The 21,756-nt window shown below is 38.9% G+C and carries 18 protein-coding genes and 1 riboswitch; of the genes, 15 read left to right on the top strand and 3 right to left on the bottom strand.

Annotated features, from left to right (window positions below):
• Window positions 1-380: 380 nt before the first annotated feature.
• From MM213_RS02690 to MM213_RS02620, 15 genes are all read left to right on the top strand, one after another.
• On the top strand, window positions 381-3,611 hold the full coding sequence (locus MM213_RS02690) for a S41 family peptidase (RefSeq protein WP_241409962.1): 3,231 nt from the start codon (window positions 381-383) through the stop codon (window positions 3,609-3,611).
• A gap of 1,014 nt (window positions 3,612-4,625) precedes the next feature.
• On the top strand, window positions 4,626-5,432 hold the full coding sequence (locus tag MM213_RS02685; protein WP_241409961.1) for an SDR family oxidoreductase: 807 nt from the start codon (window positions 4,626-4,628) through the stop codon (window positions 5,430-5,432).
• 348 nt (window positions 5,433-5,780) lie between these two features.
• Window positions 5,781-6,749 carry a formimidoylglutamase gene (gene hutG / locus MM213_RS02680; protein WP_241409960.1) on the top strand — a complete coding sequence of 323 codons (969 nt, stop codon included), beginning with the start codon at window positions 5,781-5,783 and terminating at the stop codon, window positions 6,747-6,749.
• A 48-nt stretch (window positions 6,750-6,797) separates the two neighbouring features.
• Window positions 6,798-9,428, top strand: a complete 2,631-nt coding sequence (locus tag MM213_RS02675) for a valine--tRNA ligase (protein ID WP_241409959.1) — start codon at window positions 6,798-6,800, stop codon at window positions 9,426-9,428.
• A 284-nt stretch (window positions 9,429-9,712) separates the two neighbouring features.
• On the top strand, window positions 9,713-10,066 hold the full coding sequence (locus MM213_RS02670; protein WP_369413876.1) for a nucleotidyltransferase substrate binding protein: 354 nt from the start codon (window positions 9,713-9,715) through the stop codon (window positions 10,064-10,066).
• Entirely contained in the window at window positions 10,060-10,377 is a 318-nt protein-coding gene (locus MM213_RS02665; protein ID WP_241409957.1) for a nucleotidyltransferase domain-containing protein, read from the top strand. Before MM213_RS02670 ends, MM213_RS02665 begins: the two co-directional genes overlap by 7 nt.
• Before the next feature lie 159 nt (window positions 10,378-10,536).
• On the top strand, window positions 10,537-10,767 hold the full coding sequence (locus MM213_RS02660; protein ID WP_241409956.1) for an MbcA/ParS/Xre antitoxin family protein: 231 nt from the start codon (window positions 10,537-10,539) through the stop codon (window positions 10,765-10,767).
• A gap of 82 nt (window positions 10,768-10,849) precedes the next feature.
• Window positions 10,850-10,942, top strand: a riboswitch (TPP riboswitch).
• Window positions 10,943-11,034: 92 nt separating this feature from the next.
• Entirely contained in the window at window positions 11,035-11,238 is a 204-nt protein-coding gene (gene thiS / locus MM213_RS02655; RefSeq protein ID WP_241409955.1) for a sulfur carrier protein ThiS, read from the top strand.
• A gap of 12 nt (window positions 11,239-11,250) precedes the next feature.
• A complete protein-coding gene (gene thiC / locus MM213_RS02650; protein ID WP_241409954.1) occupies window positions 11,251-13,131 on the top strand; it encodes a phosphomethylpyrimidine synthase ThiC in 1,881 nt (626 codons plus the stop codon).
• A 1-nt stretch (window position 13,132) separates the two neighbouring features.
• Window positions 13,133-13,747 carry a thiamine phosphate synthase gene (locus tag MM213_RS02645; RefSeq protein ID WP_241409953.1) on the top strand — a complete coding sequence of 205 codons (615 nt, stop codon included), beginning with the start codon at window positions 13,133-13,135 and terminating at the stop codon, window positions 13,745-13,747.
• A gap of 346 nt (window positions 13,748-14,093) precedes the next feature.
• Window positions 14,094-14,729 carry a thiamine phosphate synthase gene (locus tag MM213_RS02640; protein ID WP_241409952.1) on the top strand — a complete coding sequence of 212 codons (636 nt, stop codon included), beginning with the start codon at window positions 14,094-14,096 and terminating at the stop codon, window positions 14,727-14,729.
• A 230-nt stretch (window positions 14,730-14,959) separates the two neighbouring features.
• Complete coding sequence (locus MM213_RS02635; RefSeq protein WP_241409951.1) at window positions 14,960-15,727, top strand: thiazole synthase; 768 nt, start codon at window positions 14,960-14,962, stop codon at window positions 15,725-15,727.
• Window positions 15,720-16,847 carry a 2-iminoacetate synthase ThiH gene (gene thiH / locus MM213_RS02630; RefSeq protein WP_241409950.1) on the top strand — a complete coding sequence of 376 codons (1,128 nt, stop codon included), beginning with the start codon at window positions 15,720-15,722 and terminating at the stop codon, window positions 16,845-16,847. Before MM213_RS02635 ends, thiH begins: the two co-directional genes overlap by 8 nt.
• Window positions 16,847-17,899 (top strand): HesA/MoeB/ThiF family protein, encoded by a 1,053-nt coding sequence (moeB, locus tag MM213_RS02625; protein WP_241409949.1) that lies wholly within the window; start codon window positions 16,847-16,849, stop codon window positions 17,897-17,899. The genes thiH and moeB overlap by 1 nt, the downstream gene beginning before the upstream one ends.
• 362 nt (window positions 17,900-18,261) lie before the next feature.
• Window positions 18,262-18,807, top strand: coding sequence for a DinB family protein (locus tag MM213_RS02620; protein WP_241409948.1), 546 nt, complete (start codon window positions 18,262-18,264; stop codon window positions 18,805-18,807).
• Window positions 18,808-19,056: 249 nt separating this feature from the next.
• Here the strand turns inward: MM213_RS02620 and MM213_RS02615 are convergent, their stop codons facing one another.
• Genes MM213_RS02615 through MM213_RS02605 form a run of 3 tightly spaced genes read right to left on the bottom strand, consistent with a single transcriptional unit; the run spans window position 19,057 to window position 21,660 of the window.
• Window positions 19,057-19,761, bottom strand: a complete 705-nt coding sequence (locus MM213_RS02615) for a tetratricopeptide repeat protein (protein ID WP_241409947.1) — start codon at window positions 19,759-19,761, stop codon at window positions 19,057-19,059.
• Between the two features lie 10 nt (window positions 19,762-19,771).
• Window positions 19,772-21,187 carry a CCA tRNA nucleotidyltransferase gene (locus MM213_RS02610; protein WP_241409946.1) on the bottom strand — a complete coding sequence of 472 codons (1,416 nt, stop codon included), beginning with the start codon at window positions 21,185-21,187 and terminating at the stop codon, window positions 19,772-19,774.
• On the bottom strand, window positions 21,184-21,660 hold the full coding sequence (locus MM213_RS02605; RefSeq protein WP_241409945.1) for a hypothetical protein: 477 nt from the start codon (window positions 21,658-21,660) through the stop codon (window positions 21,184-21,186). Before MM213_RS02605 ends, MM213_RS02610 begins: the two co-directional genes overlap by 4 nt.
• Between the last annotated feature and the right edge of the window lie 96 nt (window positions 21,661-21,756).

The following is a 21,756-nucleotide window of genomic DNA, read 5'->3' as shown; positions in this document are numbered from 1 at the left end:
TGACTCGGTCCTGTGATTTCAGTTCGAGATTTCTCCTTATAGTCGAAATGACCAATCAACTTGCTAACCCAACTTTTCAACTTTCAAACCTTCCAACCTTTAAACCCAATTTTCCAATTTTAAAATCCTTCAATCTTTCAATCTAAAATCTCCCCCCTCCCCCTTTTCTACCACTCAATGAAAAGTATATATAATTTATCCTAAGTTTTTTTACATTGTGTTCTTAAATAAATCGGACATCACAATTTCCGATCACAATAAGCATTTCACTAACAAAATTTCTATATATGAAATCAAGCATGACGAAGAACGTCACATTCTGGGATGATTATCAACCATGCGAGATTCCATGTGACCTCTGAAAAACAAATTATAAACACATGAAACTAAAACATATACTGATCGCTGTCATATTTTTGACGGCAAGCAACTTACTTTTGGCACAAGAAAACCAAGGGTATTACATGGAGCCAGCTATCCACAATGATCTGATTGTCTTTGTCTCGGAAGGTGATCTTTGGAAAGTATCCCGATCAGGTGGTGAGGCAAGCAGATTGACCACACATGCCGGTGATGAAAGAACTCCGAAAATTTCCCCTGACGGAAAATGGGTTGCTTATGCAGCTTCCTATGAAGGCCCCACAGAAGTTTACATCATGCCTATCTCGGGCGGAATACCAAAAAGGTTGACTTTCGAATCAGCTGCTTCTGTGCCAACAGCCTGGAAGTCTCCTACAGAATTGGCTTATGTCACCAACCAATATTCTACCCTACCAAGACTACAAACTGTCACCATTGACATCAAGTCTGGCCAAAAAAACATCCTTCCTCTTGAGATGGCTGCCGAAGGCAGTTTTTCTGAAGATGGTAATTCATATTTTTTCGTCAGACCGACATTTCACAACAACGTGACCAAAAGATATGAAGGTGGTACTGCCCGACAAGTTTGGAAATACACAGATGGTGCTCAGGAAGCAGTGAAACTCACCAAAAACTACAAGGGTGAAGACCATCATCCTACCTATCATCAGGGACGTGTTTACTTTCTTTCCTCCCGTGACGGCATAGTCAATGTCTGGTCAATGAATGAAAATGGCGAAGACCTCAAGCAGCATACCAAACAAGAAACCTACGATGTAAGGGAAGCATCTTACCATGGTGGTCTGATCGCTTATAGAGTTGGCGCAGATTTACATACATTCAACATCAAAGATGGCTCTGATAAAAAATTGGATATAAAGCTCAATTCTGATTTTGATCACATGCGTGAGAAATGGATCAAAAATCCCGAGAGCTATATCACGGGGATTTCTGTCAGCAATGATGGCAAAGAAGTAGCTTTTACAGCGAGGGGAAGAAGTTTTGTCATCCCAGCGAAAGAAGGTCGGACAGTGAGGCTTGACAGAAAAGATGGCGTGCGATTCAGGGATATTGTATTTTCTCCAGATGGAAAAAATGTATATGTCTTTTCGGATGAATCTGGGGAATTTGAGATCCATCAATACGATCCAAAAGGTCTGAGCGATGGCAAACAAATTTCCAAAGATGGGACTACATTGAGGTTTAATTTGACTCCTTCTCCAGATGGTAAAAAATTAGCATTTACAGATCTTAATAGAGATTTGTGGGTATTCGATATCGCATCTGGAAGCAGCACCAAAGCCTCCACCAATCGAGAAGGCGTCAGCGGGATCGCTTGGTCACCAGACAGTCAATGGATCGCTTTTTCACAATCCGCTTCCAATACTTTCAATCAAATTTTTGCTTTTCAAATCAACACAAAAAAACACATCGCCATTACATCTGATTGGGCCAACAGTGTCAATCCACAATGGAGTCCTGATGGGAATTGGATCTATTACCTTTCTGACAGAAACTTTCAGACCCGTGTAAGTTCGCCATGGGGAACCCGTCAGCCCGAACCATATTGGGAAAAGCAGATGAAAATCTACCATATTTCCTTAAAGAAGGGGGTTGTTTCTCCATTTCACTACAATCATGAATTGAAAAAGGAGGAGAAGAAAGATGATAAAAAGGCAGAAGGTGAAGTAAAAGTCACTATTGAGGAAGAAGGATTGATGCAGCGCTTAAGAGAAGTACCAGTTCCTGCCGGAAACTATAGAAGTTTGGTGGTGACGGATAAAGCGCTTTACTATTTAAATGATGCCACTGGAGATGGGAAAAATGCCATCACGATGACACCAATTGATTCCAAAGCTGAACAGAAAACATTTATAGAAAATGTAAGGAGATTTGTCACTTCGGAAAACAACAAATACATGTTGGTTACAGTGGGAAGCAGTCACCACATCGTAGAAGTCAAAACTTCCCCTATCAGTAATTTGAATGAGATGAAATTGGATTTGAGCAAATGGAATTTTTCCATAGATCCAAAAGAAGACTGGAAACAGCTTTACACAGATGCTTGGAGAATGGAGCGAGATTACTACTATGACCCAAATATGCATGGAGTGGATTGGGATAAAATGTACACCAAATACCTTCCTTTGGCAGAAAGAGTAACCACAAGGGCTGAACTTTCAGATGTGTTGGGAGAATTGATCGGTGAGTTGAGTGTATTGCACACAAGTGTAGGTGGTGGTGATTTGAGAAGAGGAGATGACCAGATCAATCTTGGTCTTTTGGGAGCGAGACTGTCAAAAAATGAAAGCCGAAAAGGATTCCAGATAGACTATATCTACCAAAGTGATCCAGACTATCCTACTGAAATGTCACCACTCTCCCACCCTGATATCATGATCAACAAAGGTGATATTATCACCCATGTAGATGGTGAGGCTGTAATTTCTGCTACCGACATCAATTATTTCCTTCGTGACAAAGCTGGAAAGCAAGTACGCCTTTCCCTTGTGTCTGAGAATGGCTCGAGCCTTGATGATCGAATAATTATTCCAATGAGTTCCTACGCAGAGTCCAATTTGAGATACAATGATTGGGAATATACTAGGCGATTGGAGGCAGACAAGGCTTCTGATGGAGATATTGGTTATGTTCACCTAAGGGCAATGACTGCTAGCGATATCAGTCAGTGGTACAGGGATTTCTATCCACAATTTAAGAAATCAGGATTGATCATTGACGTAAGAAATAATAGAGGAGGAAATATTGACAGTTTCATCTTGGAGAAGTTGATGCGTGAAGCCTTTTTCTATTGGAAAAACAGAGAAGGCGAGCCATACTGGAACATGCAATATGCATTCCGTGGACACCTTGTATTATTGGTGGATGAATTCACCGCTTCGGATGGAGAAGCATTTGCCGAAGGCTTCAAAAGACTCAAACTAGGCCAATCTATAGGCGCTAGAACCTGGGGCGGGGAAGTTTGGCTATCCGGCTCAAATACCTTGACAGACAATGGAGTAGCAAGAGCACCAATGATGGGTGTATATGGAGAAGAAGGAGAATGGCTGATCGAAGGTGAAGGCTTCATCCCTGACATCGAGGTGATCAATATGCCAAAAGCATCATTTGAAGGAAAAGATGCCCAGCTGGAAGCAGCAATCGAACACCTAAAAGATCTCATCAAAAAAGACCCAAGACCAGTCCCAAGCCCACCAGCTTATCCTGACAAATCGTTTAAGAATAATTGATTGGGAAGGAGGATGAAAAAAACCTTTGGGGTTTCCAAAAACCCCGAAGGTTGAGGTGGACCAAACCTTTGGGGTTTCAAAAAACCCCGAAGGTTTTGATTAGCTAGTTGACTATTTCCAGTTCGGGAAAGAAAAACCTTCGAGGTCTGGAAAAAGACCTCAAAGGTTGAGGTGGACCAAACCTTTGGGGTTTCAAAAAACCCCGAAGGTTTTGATTAGCTAGTTGACTATTTCCAGTTCGGGAAAGAAAAACCTTCGAGGTCTGGAAAAAGACCTCAAAGGTTGAGTTGGGCAAAACCTTTGGGGTTTCAAAAAACCCCGAAGGTTTTGATTAGCTAGTTGACTATTTCCTGTTCGAGAAAGAAAAACCTTCGAGGTTTGAAAAAAAACCTCAAAGGTTGGTGATACTAACCTTTGGGGTTTCAAAAAACCCCGAAGGTTTTGATTAGCTAGTGACTATTTCCAGTTCGGGACAGGAAAACCTTCGAGGTTTGAAAAAAACCTCAAAGGTTGGTGATATTAACCTTTGGGGTTTCAAAAAACCCCGAAGGTTTTGATTAGCTAGTTGACTATTTTCCTGTTCGGGACAGAAAACCTTCGAGGTCTGGAAAAAGACCTCAAAGGTTGGTGATATTAACCTTTGGGGTTTCAAAAAACCCCGAAGGTTTTGATTAGCTAGTTGACTATTTTCCTGTTCGGGACAGAAAACCTTCGAGGTCTGGAAAAAGACCTCAAAGGTTGAGGTGGGCCAAACCTTTGGGGTTTCAAAAAACCCCGAAGGTTTTGATTAGCTAGTGACTATTCCAGTTCGAGAAAGAAAAACCTTCGAGGTTTGAAAAAAACCTCAAAGGTTGGTGATACTAACCTTTGGGGTTTCAAAAAACCCCGAAGGTTTTGATTAGCTAGTTGACTATTTTCCAGTTCGAGAAAGAAAAACCTTCGAGGTCTGGAAAAAGACCTCAAAGGTTGAGGTGGGCCAAACCTTTGGAGCTATGTGGTAAAAAATTAAAGACAATGAATTCACTAAAAAACAAAAAAGTACTGATCACAGGAGGAGCTTCGGGAATTGGGAAGATTATGGGAAGGATCGTTTTGGAAAAAGGAGCTGAATTGATCATTTGGGATATCAATCTTGAGAACTTGAACAATACGGTAAATGAGCTTTCAAAAATTGGAAAAACCTCAGGTTACCAAGTAGATATTTCTAAGCTTGAAGAAATCAAATCCACAGCCGAGGAAACAAAAACCATCCACGGGAAAATTGATATCCTCATTAACAATGCTGGAATAATAGTTGGGAAATATTTTACTGAGCACACCCATAGTGATATCCAAACCACCATGGATATCAATACTTTGGCACCAATGTATATCACCAATGAATTTTTGCCGGGTATGATGGAAGCAAACTCCGGACATATTTGCAATATCGCTTCATCTGCTGGATTTATTTCCAACCCAAAAATGTCCGTCTATGCTGCCAGCAAGTGGGCGATGATCGGTTGGTCGGATAGTCTGAGATTGGAAATGAAACAGCAAAAGAAAAATATTGGTGTAACTACAGTCACTCCCTATTACATCAGTACAGGTATGTTTGATGGTGTCAAATCCTTGGTTCCCATCCTAAATCCAGAGAAAGTGGCAAAGAAAATCATCAAAGCCATTGAATCAAACAGAATAATCTTGAGCATGCCTTGGAGCATGAGATTTGTTAGATTCTTTCAAGGACTATTCCCAATCTGGCTATTTGATTGGTTTGTCGGAAAAGTTTTGGGAGTATATCACACCATGGATCAGTTTACAGGAAGAAAAGAGAAATAATGTTATTGAAATTCCCATTTGCGATTCCTTGTATCTCTTTGCGGAAAAAATCTCTAAATATCTAAACCTACTGAACTACTGATAACAAATCAACCGATAACCAAAAACTATCATTAATGATTATCCCCTACTTTGCCAGTAGATTATAATTCTTGTATTAATCTTTGTTTTTGATCAATATCTATCAAAATCTAATATCAATTAATAACTTGTCCGCCTCTGATGGATCGAAATGAATCAAAGAGAACTCTCTTCTTAAATTACTGGTATCATTCCGTATAAACATAATCTATTCATTAACTTACAGGAAAACAAAGTGAAATTTGATTTTTTTAAAATCCCAGACACATGAAAAATCACAAGAGTACAGCACAATACAACTGGAAAGGAAGACCTAGCGAAACTATTCAATATTGGCATCAGCAAGTCAGATGTATTGATGATTTGTCATTTCAAGACATCAATCCCAAGAAGAAAATTGGGCTATTGGGTTATGCAGTAGATGAAGGAGTAAGGAGAAACCAAGGTCGCGTTGGTGCAATTGCTGGACCAGATTCTATCAGGAAAGTCATGGGACCTATGGCATACCACTTGCCAGAAAATCTAAACATTTTGGATTATGGAGATATTTTTGGTGAAGGAAGTAGCTTAGAAGAGTTACAAAAATCAACAGAAGAAAATATCACAAAACTTCTGGAAAGGAATCATTTCCCAATAATCCTTGGAGGTGGTCATGACCTTGCTTTTCCACATGGCATGGCGGCATTACAATACACTGCCAACAAAAATGAAACACTTGGCATCATCAATCTCGATGCACACTTTGATCTAAGAGAACTCAATAATGGTCAAGGGCATTCCGGTTCCCCATTTCTCCAAATTTTAAATTCCGCCAAAACCCAAAACAAAAAGTGTGAATACCTCTGTCTTGGCATCCAAAGAGCTGCAAACCCTTCTTCTCTTTTTGAAACTGCAAAAACCACAGGTTCATGGTGGATGGAAAGTGAAGATTGTACTGTAGAAAATTGGAGTTCTGTCAAAAACACCCTCGATTCATTTCTTTCGAAAGTAAATAAAATTTACCTCAGTATTGATTTGGATGGTTTTTCTTCCGCCTTTGCTCCTGGTGTAAGCGCCCCATCCCCTATGGGATTTAGTCCTGACTTTGCCTTGAAAGTTTTGGAATACTTGGCAAAGAGCAAAAAACTGCTCACTATGGATGTGGTAGAGCTCAATCCTGCATATGACATTGACCACAGTACGGCCAAGTTGGCAGCTAGATGTATCGAATTTACATTGAGAAAGCTATGGGAGTAGAATATTTCTCGTATTTTTGCGCCTTCAAGTTTCAATAAGTTCTAAAATATGTCATTAGCTACAAAATACAATCCTGAAGCAGCAGAGTCAAAATGGTATGCCTACTGGATGGAAAACAAATTTTTCTCCTCCAAAGTAGATCATACAAAAGAACCATATACCATCGTCATCCCTCCACCGAACGTCACAGGAGTGTTGCATATGGGACATATGCTCAACAATACCATTCAGGATGTATTGGTTCGCAAGGCAAGAATGGAAGGCAAAAATGCCTGTTGGGTACCGGGTACCGACCATGCTTCAATTGCAACGGAAGCAAAAGTAGTAGCAATGCTCAAAGATAGGGGCATTGACAAAAAATCCATTTCCCGAGAGGAATTTCTCAAGTATGCCTATGAGTGGAAAGAGAAATATGGAGGAATCATCTTGGAGCAATTGAAGAAATTGGGCGCTTCCTGTGATTGGGACAGAACCAAATTCACAATGGATGCCGACTTGAGTGAAGCTGTGATTTCTGTTTTTATTGACCTTTACAACAAAGGAAAAATCTACAGAGGAATCCGTATGGTCAACTGGGATCCACAGGGAAAAACAGCCTTGTCAGATGACGAGGTGATCATGAAAGAAATCCAATCCAAGCTTTACTATATCAAGTATCAAATCGAAGGAAGCGAAGATTTCTTGACCATCGCTACTACCCGACCAGAGACAATCATGGCTGATGTAGCGATCTGCATCAACCCAAATGATCCTAGATTCACACACCTCAAAGGTAAAAAAGCCATCATTCCATTGATCAATCGTGCTATCCCTATTATTGAGGATGAATATGTTGACATGGAATTTGGAACAGGTTGTCTGAAAGTGACTCCTGCCCATGACATCAATGATTACGAATTGGGTATCAAGCACAAGCTTGAAGTCATTGACATCCTAAACGATAATGGTACACTCAATGAAAAAGCCCAGATTCTTGTAGGTGAAGACAGATTCATCGCTAGAAAAAGAATCGGGAAAATGCTGGACGAAGCAGGTCAGTTGGATAAGATTGAAGAATACAAATCCAATGTAGGCCATTCGGAGAGAACAGATGCTGTAGTAGAGCCAAAGCTTTCCTTGCAGTGGTTTTTGAAAATGGAAGACATCACCAAGCCAGCTTTGAGTTCGGTGATGGAAGACGTAATCCAATTGCATCCACCAAAATTCAAGAACATGTACCGCTCTTGGATGGAAAATGTAAGGGATTGGTGTATTTCTCGTCAACTTTGGTGGGGACATCAGATTCCTGCGTACTACCTTCCAAATGGTGAATTCGTAGTAGCCAAAACAAAAGAAGAGGCAGTTCAGATTGCCAATGAAAAATTTGGAACAGCATACAAATTGGAAGACCTTACCCAAAATGAAGATGTACTTGATACATGGTTCTCTTCTTGGTTATGGCCTATATCTGTGTTTGATTCCGAGGTTTTCAAAACTGGTGAGAAAAATGAAGATTTGAAATATTATTATCCAACCAATGACTTGGTAACTGCACCGGAGATCTTGTTCTTCTGGGTAGCCAGGATGATCATAGCAGGATATGAATACACAGGTGAAAAACCATTCAAAAATGTCTATCTCACAGGTATCGTAAGAGATAAGCAAGGTAGAAAAATGTCCAAATCCTTGGGCAATTCACCAGATCCATTGGAATTGATCAAGCAGTATGGAGCTGATGGGGTTCGTACGGGAATGCTATTCTCCTCCCCTGCCGGAAATGATCTTCCTTTTGATGAGAAACTGGTAGAACAGGGGCGTAATTTCTCCAACAAAATCTGGAATGCATACCGATTGGTGAGTGGCTGGGAAATTGATCCCAACCTTTCAGGGGAAAGCAATCAAGCATCAATAACTTGGTTCGAAAACCGTTTCAATGAAGGCTTGACAGAGATCGAGGATCATTTTGAGAAATTCAGAATTTCGGATGCATTGATGGCTACTTATAAATTGGTTTGGGATGATTTCTGCTCTTGGTACTTAGAGATGATCAAACCTGCCTATCAAGCACCAATCGATGCCGCTACACATGCCAAAACAATCGAATTCTTTGAGGATATTTTGAGGATATTACATCCATTTATGCCATTCTTGACGGAAGAACTTTGGCATCAAATCAAAGAAAGAAATACGAGTGAAGCATTGATTATCTCAGCTTGGCCAAATGCAAAAGCTTATGACAGTCAAATAATTACTGAAGCATCTCAAGTATTTGATATCGTTTCGCAGGTAAGAAATATCAGGGCATCCAAGGGGATTTCACCAAAAGAAACTTTCTCTTTGACTATCAAAACCAAGCAAGCTGAACTTTATGGAAGGTTCGATGCGGTATTGAAAAAGTTGGCTAATTTGGAAGATGTTTCGTTCGGTGACTCACTTGAAAATGCCGTAAGCTTCGTGGTAAAATCAGATGAGTGCTTTATCCCAATGGAAGGGCAAGTCAATCCAGAGGAAGAAAGAGAAAACATAAGCAAAGATTTAGCTTATACCAAAGGATTTTTGAATTCTGTGATGAAAAAACTCAGCAACGAGCGATTTGTTGCAGGAGCACCTGCGGCAGTTATAGAAAACGAAAGGAAAAAGCAAGCCGATGCGGAAGCCAAAATCAAGACACTTGAAGAAGCTTTAGCAAAGTTGGGTTGATTGTAAGGAAAAAAGCCTTTGGGAATTATCTATTTTGTATTCGAGATAATTCCCAAAGGTTTTCTGAAATTCTGTTTTTTAAGATTTAAATTTTTTATTTTAAGTTTGATCGAGATACCATGCATCACGATTTTGATGTTCACTTAAATTATTAAAAGCCATAAATGGGAACAGAAAATTCAAGTTGGGAACAGCTCTTTCGCATTTTTAAAAATGTCCTTACAAAATTGGAAGAAGCTGTAGAAAGGATCAAAAATGATTATCAAATTGACGAGAATGGTTAAATTAATAAGGATAGCTTTTTAGACGGTATTTTTAAAGATGGTTTGATTCACCGCTTCGAATATACACACGAACTTGCTTGGAATGTCATGAAAGATTTTCTTGCAAATTCAGGGAATATGGGGGTATTTGGCTCTAAAGATGCTACAAGGGAAGCCTTTGCTGCAGGATTGATTATAAATGGTGAGGTATGGATGGACATGATCAAAAGTAGAAATAAAACTTCCCATACTTACAATGAAGAAACTGCTGATGATATTTTTATGAAAATCGTTTATGAATATTTAAAAGAGTTTTTGCAATTCAGGGATAAGCTAGAAGAAATCAAGAGCGGGAATCAAGGTGAATTATGGTAAGATTTGGGCTTAATCCGCATATTATTGAAACGATCAATCAGGTATTTCAAAAACATAATCATGTAGAAAAAGTCCTACTTTATGGTTCTAGGGCTATTGGAAATTATAGAATTGGATCGGACATTGACCTTACTTTGATTGGTGACAATCTAGACCTTACCACTTTACAATTAATTGAAAATGAATTGGATGAGCTATTGCTTCCCTATAAATTTGACATATCACTTTATAGACAAATTACGAATCAGGACTTGATCAAGCATATTGAAGAGTTTGGTAAAGTCTTTTTTTCTCAGAAGTCTAGTCATTAAATTCAGGAAAATCCTTTTACCCCAATATCTTTGAAGGGTTTCCTCCTTTAGGATTGCTAATGGCAATTACTTTATCATTAAACCACTTGATTTTTTTTGTTTTATCAAATCATAAATCAATCTTATATTTTTATTATTTTCATACATGAATTCTGACTAATGACAAAGCAAAAAACTCATAGTAAAAGCGAGTTAATTCGCAAAAAAGAAGAAGTATTGACTTACGGTCTTGAAGTGTTTAATAACGAAAAAGACAAGTTCCAACATTGGCTTGAAAGTCCAAGTTATGCACTGAACGGATTAAAACCTGAAAGTTTACTAAATACTCTTTCAGATATTCAAACTGTCCGAAATTGTTTAAATAAGATTGAGTTCGGGAATTTTGCTTGAATTTTCGCTTTGTTTTATTTTAAAGAATAAACTCATTAAAACAAACTCCCCTTGCTATTCCAATTTGTTTTCTATAGGTTTGAGACAACTTTAGGGGTGTCCTTCACGGACTGAGATCATACCCTACGAACCTGATGCAGTTAGTACTGCCGAAGGGAAAAGTGAAGAACTGCCCATTTATCCGTCGATGAATGGCATTTTCGTTTTTTTTGATCCGTTGTTACGGGCCACTCCTGAAGTTATATGTTCAATCAAACAATTTCAAGGATGGATATTACCGTAAACAATGAACCGCTCCAAATTTCGGACACTTGCTCTATCACACAGTTACTTCAAGACCATGTTCAGCAAAAACCTGAAGGCATTGCCGTTGCTGTCAATCAATCTGTGATACCAAAATCAGAGTGGGAGAATACTTTCATTGCTTCTGGTGATACAATCATCCTTATCAAAGCTACACAAGGAGGATAAAACCATAAGAAGATGAAAACAGAACAAACACCAAACAACCAAACCATTTCCACCAGCCCATTTCCAGCTTCCACAAAAGTCTATTTGGATGGTGAACTGCATGCGATCAAAGTTCCCATGCGTGAAATCTCTCTACACGACACACAACCACACATCAAAGGCCTACCTGCTACCAAAAACCCAGCAGTCACCGTGTATGATACTAGCGGACCATACACAGATCCCTCTTATCAAGTAAATCTTGAAAAAGGCTTGCCTAGGAATTTTGAAAAATGGATACTCCAAAGAAACGATGTCGAGTACCTTTCTGATATCAGTTCTGAATATGGTAAAAAAAGAAAAAATGACGACTCTCTAAATCCGATTCGATTCCCTAATCTGAACAAGCCTTTGAAAGCATTGCCGGGTAAAAACGTCTCACAGATGCACTATGCCAAACAGGGAATCATCACGCCAGAAATGGAATATGTTGCGATCCGAGAAAACCAGAGGATTGCGGAATTGGGAAAAAATGACATTGGTAACAAATGCCTACTCCACCAGCACGATGGCAATAGCTTTGGGGCAAACACACCGAAAAGCTTTATCACCCCTGAATTTGTCCGACAGGAAATCGCTTTGGGTCGTGCAGTAATCCCTGCAAATATCAATCACCCAGAAGTAGAACCGATGATCATCGGACGAAATTTCTTAGTAAAGATCAATGCCAACATTGGAAACTCCGCAGTGAGCTCCAACATTGAGGAAGAAGTTGAAAAGGCTGTTTGGGCATGCAGATGGGGTGCTGATACAATCATGGATCTTTCCACAGGAAAAAATATCCACGAAACCCGTGAATGGGTAATCAGAAATTCCCCTGTACCAATCGGCACTGTCCCAATCTATCAGGCTTTGGAAAAAGTAAATGGCAAAGCCGAAGACCTTACTTGGGAATTGTTCAGAGATACTTTGATTGAGCAAGCAGAACAAGGTGTCGATTATTTCACAATCCATGCGGGAGTTTTGCTCAGGTATGTTCCGCTTACAGCAAAAAGAATGACGGGCATCGTATCCCGAGGAGGTTCCATTATGGCCAAATGGTGTCTTTCCCACCACAAAGAAAACTTCCTCTATACACATTTCGAAGAGATCTGTGAAATCATGAAAGCCTACAATGTCACTTTCTCTTTGGGAGATGGCTTGAGGCCTGGAAGTATTGCCGATGCTAATGACGCAGCCCAGTTTGGCGAACTCGAAACTTTGGGTGAACTCACAAAAATAGCTTGGAAACATGATATCCAAACGATCATCGAAGGGCCTGGACATGTGCCGATGCACCTGATCAAAGAAAATATGGACAAGCAACTTGCCCATTGTGGAGAAGCACCATTCTATACTTTAGGTCCATTGACGACAGACATTGCCCCAGGCTATGATCACATCACTTCAGCCATCGGAGCAGCCATGATTGGTTGGTACGGTACGGCTATGCTTTGCTATGTGACTCCAAAAGAACACTTGGGATTGCCAAACAAAAAAGACGTCAAAGATGGTGTTATCACCTACAAAATAGCAGCCCATGCAGCAGATTTGGCAAAAGGACATCCAGGAGCTCAATACAGAGACAATGCATTGAGCAAGGCAAGGTTTGAATTCCGATGGGAAGACCAGTTCAACCTTTCACTCGATCCAGATACAGCAAAATCATTCCATGATGAAACACTTCCTGCTGAAGGTGCTAAGATCGCCCATTTCTGCTCTATGTGTGGCCCAAATTTCTGCTCCATGAAGATCACCCAAGATGTCAGAAAATATGCCGCTGAAAACGACCTAGAAGAAACCGAAGCTTTGGAAAAAGGAATGGAAGAAAAAGCCAAAGAATTTGCGGAAAAAGGAAACGAAATCTATCTGTAACTTGGAACTAATTATCATTTCATCTCCCACGCCTGTTTCAAATGAAGCCGAAAATATCAATCGACTCTTTGAAGCAGGTTTGGGGGTATTTCATCTACGCAAACCCAATAACGATTTGGAATCGATGCATCAGCTGATCTCCCATATTGATCCAAAATATCATGATCGGATCGCAATTCACCAGCATCATGATTTAGCTGCTGAATTTGGATTGAAGAGATTGCACTTCACAGAAAATGAAAGGAACAAAACCCCAATTTCGGAATTGATAAAAATCAAGGAAAGAGGAATGAAAATCAGCACTTCCCTCCATGACATTTCTGCACTAAATGAATTGAGCCATTTCGATTATACTTTCTTCAGTCCTGTGTTTGACAGTATTTCCAAAGAGGGATATAAAAGTTCTGTTTCAGCAGATTTCGTTTTGAAAAAACCAAAAAACTCACCCGAAGTGATTGCTTTGGGAGGAATTCACCTGGGAAATATAGACTTGGTAAAATCCATGAATTTTGATGGCGCTGCAGTATTGGGAAGTATTTGGAATGAGGAAGAGAATAGAAGGATCAAGATATTAAGAGACTTAATTGAAACTTGTGTTAAACTTATTTATCGATAAAATTTATTGAATTGCCCTAAAGCTTCCTCAAAGCTGATATTCATTGATATTCTTGATAGGAAGATATATGGTTTTAAGTTTCTTCTCTTGAAATCAAAACATGATAGATTTTTATTAACACACTTGATATTAAGATATTTTAAGTTCGCCAACCTTATGGGTTTTATTATTTTGACCAAAAAGAACTTGTGGATCAGTTTGACAAAGTGATTTTGTGAACTTCAATTTATAGAGAAAAATTTGATTATGATTTCAAAAAAATATCTACAAATATCCAATATCAATTAATATCTAAACCAATAAAAAATGATTTAAATGTTCGCTAATATATTAGAATGAAGGATATATGAAAATTGAAATAAACAAACTCCAATACATCTCCCAAGAAAAACCTTTCAACTCCCACTTGGAAGCCATAGAAAATGTGCTTGAAGCAGGTTGCAAATGGATTCAGTTGAGATTAAAAAACCTGGACGAGCATGAAATCTTATCTATTGCCAAGGAAGCCAAGCGACTCTGTGAAAATCACCAAGCTATCCTGATCATCAATGATCATGTAGAAATCGCGAAGGAAGTAGATGCCGATGGTGTTCACATAGGACTCAATGATATGTCGGTAGCTGAAGCAAGGTTGGTTTTAGGAGAAAGCAAAATCATTGGAGCGACAGCAAATACCATCGAAGACATAAAAATGCACCTGAAATCAGACCCTGATTACATTGGTGTAGGTCCATATAGATTTACCCAAACCAAGGAAAAGCTAAGTCCTATACTGGGTATTGAAGGTTATCAAGCTATCATGGAAGAATTAAAAACCTTGGGATTAAACATTCCTATCATTGCCGTGGGTGGAATTGCTGACAATGATTTGCCAGAATTGATGAGAACAGGCATTTATGGAGTTGCCATCTCAGGAGATATCAATCATGCTAACGATTTAGCTCAAAAAATAGAGAGCATCAATTTATTAGTGTCGTGTTAATTGAAAAATAAGGGCTTGACGGAATGTTCAACGTTAATTGTTAAGTGTTAATCGTAGCTTACGCTTAACGATTTAACAGTTAACACCTTTCAACAAGTGATTAGAGATCGCAATTCAACACCAAAGTAAATTCTAAATAAACATAACAACAGTAACAATTAATAACCACTGCAAAACCCTCTTTAGTTTGATTTTCAAAACCAAATGTAGAGACAAAAACAAGCACCAACATGTTAAAAATAGGCAACACAACATTCAATTCCCGTCTTTTCACAGGGACTGGAAAATACAGTTCTTCCGAAGTCATGGAAAAATCCCTCCTGGCATCAGGCTCAGAGCTTGTTACAGTCGCTTTGAAAAGGGTGGATTTCAAAAACCAAGTTCAAGATGATCTATTGACCAAACTTAATCATCCCCACATCAAGCTCCTTCCCAATACTTCAGGAGTCAGAAATGCCAAAGAAGCAATTTTCGCAGCACAATTGGCAAGGGAAGCATTGGAAACCAATTTGATCAAACTTGAAATCCATCCCGATCCGAAGTATTTGATGCCTGATCCGATAGAGACATTGATCGCTACAGAAGCATTGGCAAAGTTGGGATTCATCGTACTTCCTTACATCCATGCTGACCCTGTCTTATGCAAAAGATTGGAAGAAGCCGGTACTGCTGCGGTGATGCCATTGGGCTCTCCTATTGGCAGCAACAAGGGTCTGAAAACAATCGATTTCCTTGAAATCATCATTGAGCAAAGCAATGTTCCAGTAATTGTAGATGCGGGAATTGGCGCTCCATCAGATGCAGCCAAAGCTATGGAGATTGGCGCAGATGCCGTTTTGGTCAACACTGCCATAGCAGTATCTCCCGATCCTGTTGCAATGGGATTGGCATTTAAAATGGCTGTTGAAGCTGGCCGCATGGCATTTGAGGCCAGGTTGGCACCAAAACATACAGGCGCAGTAGCAAGTAGCCCACTAACTTCCTTCCTCGATGTCTAGTTTCAAAGATTTATTTAATACCTACTCTTGGGACGATGTAAAGCAGGGTATCTACAGCAAAACAGAAGCTGATGTACTCCATGCCTTGCGATCACCCAAAAGAAATCTGGAAGATTTCAAAGCACTGATCTCCCCTGCAGCAGAACCATTTTTGGAGGAAATGGCCCAACTGAGTCAACAAATCAGCCAAAAAAGGTTTGGGAAGACTATGCAACTTTATGTCCCACTTTACCTCTCCAATGAGTGCAACAACATCTGCACCTATTGTGGTTTTAGCTTTGACAATAAGGTCCGGAGAAAAACACTTACCGATAAGGAAATACTCCAAGAAGTGGAAACGATCAAGAAAATGGGGTATGATCATGTCCTATTGGTAACCGGTGAGGCAAATCAAACCGTTCATGTGGACTATTTTAAAAAAGCCATGGAACTGGTCAGTCCGCATTTTTCCAATGTTTCCTTGGAAGTACAACCCTTAGAACAAGATGAATATGAAGCGTTGATTCCTTATGGGCTACATGCGGTATTGGTCTATCAAGAGACTTACCATCGGGAAGATTATAAAAAACATCATCCAAAAGGGAAAAAATCAAATTTCGATTACCGACTAGAAACACCTGACAGACTTGGCAAAGCTGGTATCCATAAAATGGGACTTGGTGTGCTTATAGGTTTGGAAGATTGGAGAACAGATTCCTTTTTTACAGCATTGCATTTGTCTTACTTGGAAAAAACCTACTGGCAAAGCAAATACAGCATTTCCTTTCCTAGACTCAGACCATTCTCTGGCGGATTGGAACCTAAAGTTGCCATGAATGATAGAGAACTGGTACAATTGATCTGTGCCTATCGTATTTTCAACGAAGAAATTGAACTTTCTCTTTCAACTAGAGAATCCGAAACATTCCGAAACAATGTCCTCAAGCTTGGAATCACCTCCATGAGCGCAGGATCGAAAACCAACCCAGGCGGATATGCAGTAGAACCTGAAGCTTTGGAGCAATTCGAGATTTCAGACGAAAGAAGTCCTGAAGAGATCGCGCAATTGATCAAGTCTCAAGGTTATGAACCTGTTTGGAAAGATTGGGACAGTGCCCTAAATCCAAAAGCAAATTACTGATGGAAGAATTGGAAATGAATCGCTATAGCAGGCAAATCATGTTGCCTGAATTTGGCTTGGCTAGTCAAGAAAAATTGAGAAATGCCAAAATTCTTGTAATTGGTGCAGGTGGATTGGGCTGTCCCATTCTCCAATACCTGACTGCAGGCGGAGTTGGCCAATTGGGGATCGTCGATAATGACAGGGTTGCCTTAAGCAACTTACACAGACAAATCCTATACAATTCTACCGACATTGGCAAAGCTAAAGCACATACAGCTGCAAAAAGACTCGCTGAACTCAATCCTTATGTCAAAACCAAAGTCTATGATGTCAGGCTGAATAATGAAAATGCCAAAGGAATCTTTGAAGGTTATGATTTGGTCATCGATGGCTCGGACAATTTCTTTACGAGATATCTGGTCAATGACACTTGTGTTGAAATAGGAATCCCATTGATTTTTGGATCAATATTAAAGTTTGAGGGACAGATTTCTGTTTTCAACTACCAAGACGGTCCTCAATACCGAGATTTATTTCCTGAGCCTCCACCTTCTGATGAAGTGCCAAATTGCTCAGAAATCGGGGTTATTGGAATTTTGCCAGGACTCATCGGAATGTATATGGCAAATGAGGCAATAAAAGTGATTTGTGGACTTGGAGAAACGCTATCTGGAAAGCTAATGGTCATCAATACATTGTCAAATCAAAGCTCAGTTTTCAAAATCCAAAAAAGAAATCGAGAGAATATCATCAAGAGTCCTGCTAACAAAGTCATTGATTATCCTGAAATGGACTACGCAACACTACAGTCAGCGATTGAAACTGATCCAGATGGAATCATAATCTTAGATGTTAGAGAACCAAAGGAATTCAAATCCAAAAATATAGGAGGAATAAATATTCCATTGGCTCAATTAGCAACACGAATCAAGGAACTTCCAAGAGATAAAAAACTTGTGGTTTGCTGCCAAAGTGGAATACGAAGTAAATCAGCTGTCAATTATTTGAGGGAACATTACTCTGGTGAAATATTCAATCTTGCAGGGGGAATCTCTTCAATTTCTTATTGAAAAACTATGTGTTTCAAATTATAAAAACCACATAGACACATAGATCACAGAGAAAAAACATAAGTCCAAAAGAAAAAAAACTATGTGTAACTATGTTCCTATGTGGTTCAAATTGTAAAAACCACATAGACACATAGGTCACAGAGAAATCAACAAAATTACTTCTATCGAATAAAAACTATGTGTAACTATGTCCCTATGTGGTTCAAATTATAAAACCACATAGACACATAGGTCACAGAGAAAAAACACAAGTCCAAAAGAAAAAAACTATGTGCTACTATCTCCGTATGTGGTTCAAAAAAAACAGATAATTACAATTGAAAATGTAACTTTGTTTACAAACTCCAACTTAGTCAAAAATGTCACAGTCCAAAAAATTCATTTCGGAATTGGAAGAAATCACAAAAGGTGTAAAAAATTCATTTTCAACACTTGAAGACGATCTTCTGTTTAAAAAACCGAATGCAGGTACTTGGAGTATTGCAGAAAACTTAGAGCATTTGATAATTTTGAACAGTAGTTATTTTCCAATCTTTGAAAAAGTAAAAAAAGGTACACTTCAAAGAGCCTTTATTTCCAAAATTGGATTTTTTACAAAGATGTTTGGCAACATGATCTATAAATCTGTTTCTGACGGAGGAAAGAAAAAAGTAAAAACCTTCCCACTTTGGGAACCCAAGTTATATTCAGATCAAGATGAGGCTATTCTGGAGAAATTTTATGACCATCAAAAATTACTCATTCAGAAAATCCGTGAAATGGAGCCTTTTTTGGGAAAAGGAATAATCATCCATTCTCCCGCCAATAAATTTGTAGTTTATTCCCTCGACAAAGCTCTGGAAATAATTGTTGCACATGAAAAAAGACATTTGGAGCAGGCAAAGATGTTGATTTTTTTAACTTAAAGATTTTGTATATCCGCTTTCTTACCAATAGTCAACCAAATTGATATAACTTAAATCAATTGATGCAATAGTATCTGGTAACGATTATCCGCATGATTATCTTCAAAAATTAAGGTTTAAAGAAATCTAAACCTGAGGACCTTCAGAATATTCTGATTTCTAAATAAGTCAGGTAAACTTTAAGTGCAAAAAAATCCTCAGCTCAAAAAAGAACTGAGGATTTGAAAATTTGATATTAGAAGTTGATAATTAAAGCCCTTTTAAACCTTCTTTAGCTAATGCAAAATTTGGTTCAAGAGCCAATGCTTCTTCAAATGCCTTTCTCGCATCTTCTTTACTTCCCTGCTCTACAAAAACCAATGCCTTCAAATTCAAGGCAGCTGCTTTCATGCTAATTTCTTGTGTTTGATTGTTATCGATTGGGAAACCCAATTTTTGCTCAGCTGATTTTGAATTTTTCACAATCATGTTGATTGAATTCATTGCCTCTTCATGCTTCTTCAATGAATACTGCAAATAAGCCGATTTGTATAGCGCAAAAACATCATCAGTCAAAAGATGTAATCTTTCAAACTGCGTCAGCGCCCTTTCCATTGCCCCAATTTGTTCTAAAGAGTATGCTGCAATTTCCAATGCTTCAACACTTCTGTCATTTACTTGCAAAACATCCAAAGCTGCCAAAGCTGCACCGCTGAACTGATTGCTATCATAATACAAAGAAGCTAGCAATTCACCATATCTAGAATTTGTTGGATTTCTTTCTAACAATTCCATCAGTTTCATTCTTGCTACTGCAAAATCGTTGTACCTCAATGCCAACTGATAGACCCTCTGATCTGTCTCATTCTTTTGTCTAACTGTCTCTGTGACCGGTGCAGTGGTATCAGTTTCTTGTGCGAAAGCTGGCGAAGCCGCCAAAGTTAGAATGACAAGGAGTAATTTAAATCTGTTCATAATTTTGATTCTATTTGCTTTTCAGTCCTCTTTTTTCTGCTAAACGGTATAATAACTGTAAAGCCTCTTCTTTATTGTTTTGAATTTGTCCTTCAAGAATTGCCTCTTTGATTTCTTCTTTCAATTCGCCAATGATTCTTGATGGTTCGATGCCAAAAATAGACATAATTTCTTCTCCTGAAACAGGTGGTTGAAAATTTCTTACATGATCCTTCTCCTCTACCTCCAAAATCTTCTGTTCTACCTTGTCAAAATTAGCCAAATACTTTTGGACTTTATTGTTATTCTTGGAAGTCACATCAGCCCTGCAAAGCTTCATCAAATCATCTACGTCATCACCTGCATCAAACAACAATCTTCTGATAGCAGAATCAGTCACTTTATCACTTACCAAAGCAATAGGACGCAAATGAAGTCTCACCAATTTTTGAACATATTTCATTCGCTCATCCATTGGTAACTTTAGCCGTCGGAATATCGCAGGAGTCATTCGCGCACCTTTATCTTCATGTCCATGAAATGTCCATCCTACTTTCTGATTGAATCGCTTGGTAGCTGGCTTGGCTATGTCATGCATGATCGCTGCCCAGCGTAACCAAAGATCGTCTGTAAATACAGTAATATTGTCCAACACTTGAAGTGTATGGTAAAAATTATCCTTATGCGATTTATCCCCCACTGAGTCAACTCCCTGTAATTCGACCATTTCAGGAAAAAACTGATGCAGCAATTTACTGGCAAAAAGCAGTTTGAATCCATAAGAAGGTGTCTTTGACAAGATGATTTTATTCAGTTCTTCGATAATCCTTTCACCCGAAATAATACTAAGCCTTTCAGCATTTTGCATCAGTCCGTCAAAAGTATCTGCATCAATATCAAAATTAAGTTGCGTAGCAAATCGAATAGCACGCATCATTCTCAAAGGATCATCCGAAAAAGTAACATTGGGGTCTGTAGGGGTTTTGATGATTTTCCTTTTGATATCTTTTAACCCATCGAATGGATCTATCAACTCCCCAAATCTAGATTCATTAAGGCAAATAGCCATCGCATTGATCGTGAAGTCTCTTCGTTCTTGGTCCTCCTGTAGCGTTCCATCTTCCACTATTGGCTTTCTGGAATCCAATCTGTAGGATTCTTTTCTAGCACCTACAAACTCAAGTTCGTAGTCATCCAATTTGATCATAGCTGTGCCAAAATTCTTGAATACAGACAATGGAACATGTTTACCGAAGCTTTCAGAAACTTTGGTAGCGAGTGCAATCCCAGATCCAACACATACAAAGTCTAGGTCTTTGCAGGGTCTTCCTAATATCAAATCTCGGACATACCCTCCTACCACATAGGTCTCCAAGCCCATTTCATCGGCTATCTTCCCTACTTGTTTGAATATGGGTAAAGCTTCTAGTTTTTCTCTAAAATTCATCCTTTTATTATCTTCACATCACCATCTGGACTTAGAAACATTTCTTTCACATCCGGACCAAACAATGGAAATCTTTCATTTGTCTCGAAGTCTGCACTTGCTGTGACTTCCCTCTCTTGATAGATCACAGGCTGACCAAAAGCAAAAAGTACTTTATTCCAATAATCGTTTCTGATCAATGAAAATTTGACTTTCCCTTCTACAATTGGACCCTTTTGCAAAACTCTATTGACAGGGCTATGATAGATCGTCGCCTTTGTTGCATACTCTACTATATCCAAAGACACTTCAGAAAACTGCTCTGTAACAGACCTAATTTGAAATAGATCAAAAAATAAAAACGTACCATCAGGGGAGTCTTTTTCTTCATTCCACAGATGGGGAATGATCAATTCAATGGTTTTAGAATTACCTTCTTTGATCTTTACGCGACCATTCGCTTTTATATGCTTCGCAACTGCTGTATTTTCCACTTTTCTCAAATTTTGTCAAAAATACGGGAGTTTATCGGGAATTATAGTGGATAGTAGAAAAATTCGATCCTAATTAAGTCTTCTTTTGTTTTCAAA

The organism is Belliella alkalica (genome assembly GCF_022549785.1).
Classification (GTDB): Bacteria; Bacteroidota; Bacteroidia; order Cytophagales; family Cyclobacteriaceae; genus Belliella; species Belliella alkalica.
This window is presented reverse-complemented; position numbering and strand designations above follow the sequence as displayed.